The following is a 3,339-nucleotide window of genomic DNA, read 5'->3' as shown; positions in this document are numbered from 1 at the left end:
GTCGATGTTCGGCGTCTGGGCGTCTTTGTTGCCGAAGCAGGAGAAATCGCCCCAGCCCATGTCGTCGATGAAGACCATGATGAAGTTTGGCTGCGCCGCGAAAAGCGAAGGGCAGCACGCGAGCATAAGGAGGAACTTTTTGAGCATGGGCAAGTAACGCGGCGAGTTTGCCCGCATTGCATGTCGGATGCTCGTGCGACTATCCAGAAGGCACCTGACACATCGAGTCGAGCGTCTTCGTTCTGCTTGTCCTCATGCGCCGCGTTCTCCTGCTCCTCAGTTTTATCTCCACTTGTTCATCTCAAATCCTCGCGGCGGATGAAACCGCCCCGTTCGAGTTTCTCGTGATGGGCTGCATGCCTTACTACATGCCGCAGGATGAGGAGCGGTTTCAAAACGTCATCGCGGCGGCGAATCAGGTGCGTCCGGCCTTCAGCGTGCATTGTGGCGATACAAAGAACGGTCAGATGCCCTGTGATGACGCCGTGTATCCGAAGATCCTCGGCTGGTTCAACCAGTTCGAGAGTCCATTCATCTATGTGCCCGGTGACAATGAGTGGACTGACTGCCACACGGCGGCGGCAGGCGCGTTTGATCCCGTGGACCGTCTCGGCGTGGTGCGGCGCACCTTCTTTTCCACCGATCATCAGAGCCTGGGCAAGTCGCGCCTGACGCTGACCTGCCAGAGCAAGGTTCAGCCGGAATTTGCCACCTACATCGAGCACAATCGCTGGAGCAAAGGCGGCATCCTTTTCGCCACGCTGCATGTCGTGGGCAGCAACAACAACGTGCGTGAGAAGAACGAGGCCGCGATGGCGGAATTCCTCGCGCGTGACAAGGCGGTGCTCGCCTGGATGCAGTCCGCTTTTGAAGAGGCCTCCAAGCCGGAGTGCCGCGCGCTGGTGCTCTTCATGCAGGCAAATCCGCTGTCGGAAACGAAGCACTCCGAGCCTCGCGGCACAGGCTTTGTCAACGTCGTGCCCGCGCTGCAAAAAGCGGTGCAGGCGTTGCCCAAACCCGTGTACCTCTTCCACTCGGACAGCCACTATTTCCGCATCGACAAGCCGCTGACCTCCGCCACGGGACGCACGCTGGAAAATTTCACCCGCATCGAAACCTTTGGCGGCATGAACCTGCATCTCATCCAGGTGAAAGTCGATCCCGCGAACCCGGAACCACTTGTCGCCACGCCGCTCATGATTCCGGCGAACAAGGTGGATGCCAGTCTCCCTCCTCCGCGAAAGTAAGGACCGCACGGAGTCACTCGCTGATCAGACTGCGGCTACCCTCATCCCCAAGCCCGCCTCGGATTGAGTGGGCGGAGAGGCAAGGGGTGGCCTCAATCAGACAAGATTTGCAGCAGTGCCGCCGGACTTCACATCGTTATCCTCTGCATGAAGCCTTTCGCGTTTCTCCTGATCGCCCTGACGGCACTGGCAAGCCTCTTTGCCGGTGAGGAGAGCAAGTCCGCCTACGAGCCGGAGCAGTTCTTCCGCGCCCAGATCCTGCCCATCCTCCAGACCCGCTGCTACGAGTGCCATTCGCGCGAGCATGAGGTCGAGGGCGAGCTGCTCTTGGATTCCAAGCTGGGATGGGAAACGGGGGGCGAGAACGGCCCGGCGGTGAAACCTGGTGACTTGAAGAACAGTCCGCTCATCCAGGCCATCCGTCATCTCGACTCAGACAGCGCCATGCCGCCGAAGAAAAAGCTCCCGCCCATCGAGATCGCGTTGCTGGAAACCTGGGTTCTGCTCGGCGCACCTGATCCGCGCATCGAGCCATCAGGCAAGTGACCGCATCAACCGATGTCCGCAAACCTACTTTCCGGCATTCAAAGCTCCTGCCTCGACACTTGATCCGAGAGGCGCTTCCCCCTGCACTGTCAGTCGTTGGGTGCATGCCGCAGAGGGGATGGCTGCCCGGTCAAGCCCTGCTCCGCCACCCAGCAACGCCAGCCCATGCCCCTCGTTCACTTCCGGAAGATAAAGTACACCGCACCGCAGAGGCAGAGACCGGCCCAGACAAAGTCCCATTTGAACTGCTGCTTCATGTAAAAGAGCAGGAAGGGAACGAAGACCGTGAGGGTGATGACTTCCTGGAGGATCTTTAACTGCGGAAGCGTCAGCGTGGTGCTGCCGATGCGGTTGGCAGGGACTTGCAGCATGTATTCAAAGAAGGCGATGCCCCAACTGAACATGGCCGCGATGAACCAGGGTCTGGCCTTCATGTCCTTCAAATGCGCATACCACGCGAAGGTCATGAAGACATTCGAGGCCGTCAGGAGCGCGATGGCTTTGATCAGGGGCCAGTTCGCCGTCATCACTTCAAAGAGCTGTCCTTTTCACCATCAGCCTTCCGATACAGCTCGGTGGGGATGAGCATCTGCGGGGGCACGTCCTGGCCTTTTAGATGTTGGATGAAGGCACGGACGACTTCGACGCCCATCTTGTCGGGGAACTGGATGGGATCGGCGTAGATCTTGCCATCGCGGATGGCTTGTTTGCCTTCGGGCTGGCCATCGAAGCCGATGATGACGACCTGATCGGCGCGTCCGGCTTTCTCCAAAGCGCCGCGTGCGCCGAGGGCGGAGGGATCATTGATGGCAAAGATGCCGACCATGTCCGGGTGGGCTTGCAGCATGTCTTCGGCGGCTTTGTAGCCTTTGTCCTTGGCTCCGCCACCGTCGAGTTCGCTGACGATCTCGATCTTGGCCGGTGAGCTGGCATTGTGCTCGGCGAGGACTTCTTTGAAGCCTTTCACGCGGAGGATGCAGGACTCCACCTGCTTGAGATCCAGCACGCCGATCTTGCCCCCCTTCCCTGCCAGCGCTTCGATCATGGCGCGGGCGGCCTGTCTGCCGCCATCGAAGTTATCCGTGGCGACCTGGGTGATGATTTTCACGCCGGGCTCCTGACACGGGACATCGACGGTGAAGACGGGGATGCCTGCGGCATTCGCCTCCTGGATCACGGGCACGATGGCCTTCGAATCCGCAGGACTGAGGATGATGGCCGCAGCTTTCTTGACGATGAAGTCCTTCACCTGATTGCTCTGCCGGGCCACATCGTTGTCGGCGCTGACGATCAGCGTTTCGTAGCCCTGCTTCTGGGCCTCGGCGGTGATGTTGTCGCCGATGACTTTGAAGAAGGGATTCTGCAAAGTCAGCAACGAGGCGGCGATGATGCCGCGTGCGGGTTTGGCCTCAGGCGTGGACTTGCCACAGCCCGCGAGCGCGAGCGAGGCGACAAGAGAAAGAAAGGTGCGGGAGGTCATGGTCAGCACGAGGCATGGATCACTTCGGCACAGGCAGATTGTTCAGAGCACCGGTGGCACCGGCCG

4 protein-coding genes are annotated in these 3,339 nt (G+C 59.9%); 2 read left to right on the top strand and 2 right to left on the bottom strand.

Features of this window, described 5'->3' with window-relative positions; translation table 11 throughout:
* The first annotated feature begins 254 nt into the window (after positions 1–254).
* Positions 255–1,247 (top strand): hypothetical protein, encoded by a 993-nt coding sequence (locus AC6FTP_RS26380; protein ID WP_497209879.1) that lies wholly within the window; start codon positions 255–257, stop codon positions 1,245–1,247.
* A 147-nt stretch (positions 1,248–1,394) separates the two neighbouring features.
* Positions 1,395–1,793, top strand: coding sequence for a c-type cytochrome domain-containing protein (locus tag AC6FTP_RS26375; protein WP_497209878.1), 399 nt, complete (start codon positions 1,395–1,397; stop codon positions 1,791–1,793).
* A gap of 176 nt (positions 1,794–1,969) precedes the next feature.
* Here AC6FTP_RS26375 and AC6FTP_RS26370 read toward each other — a convergent pair whose 3' ends face one another.
* Entirely contained in the window at positions 1,970–2,320 is a 351-nt protein-coding gene (locus tag AC6FTP_RS26370; protein ID WP_497209877.1) for a DMT family protein, read from the bottom strand.
* Positions 2,320–3,273 carry a substrate-binding domain-containing protein gene (locus AC6FTP_RS26365; RefSeq protein ID WP_497209876.1) on the bottom strand — a complete coding sequence of 318 codons (954 nt, stop codon included), beginning with the start codon at positions 3,271–3,273 and terminating at the stop codon, positions 2,320–2,322. Before AC6FTP_RS26365 ends, AC6FTP_RS26370 begins: the two co-directional genes overlap by 1 nt.
* Between the last annotated feature and the right edge of the window lie 66 nt (positions 3,274–3,339).

The sequence above is a fragment of the Prosthecobacter sp. genome (assembly GCF_044378005.1).
GTDB lineage: Bacteria > Verrucomicrobiota > Verrucomicrobiia > Verrucomicrobiales > Verrucomicrobiaceae > Prosthecobacter.
The sequence above is the reverse complement of the archived record's forward strand: the minus strand, read 5'-3'. Positions and strand labels throughout refer to the sequence as shown.

Bases quoted from the DNA above. Each gene is read 5' to 3' on its own strand.
- AC6FTP_RS26380 (WP_497209879.1), top strand. From the start codon at position 255: ATGCGCCGCGTTCTCCTGCTCCTCAGTTTTATCTCCACTTGTTCATCT.
- AC6FTP_RS26375 (WP_497209878.1), top strand. From the start codon at position 1,395: ATGAAGCCTTTCGCGTTTCTCCTGATCGCCCTGACGGCACTGGCAAGC.
- AC6FTP_RS26370 (WP_497209877.1), bottom strand. From the start codon at position 2,320: ATGACGGCGAACTGGCCCCTGATCAAAGCCATCGCGCTCCTGACGGCC.
- AC6FTP_RS26365 (WP_497209876.1), bottom strand. From the start codon at position 3,273: ATGACCTCCCGCACCTTTCTTTCTCTTGTCGCCTCGCTCGCGCTCGCG.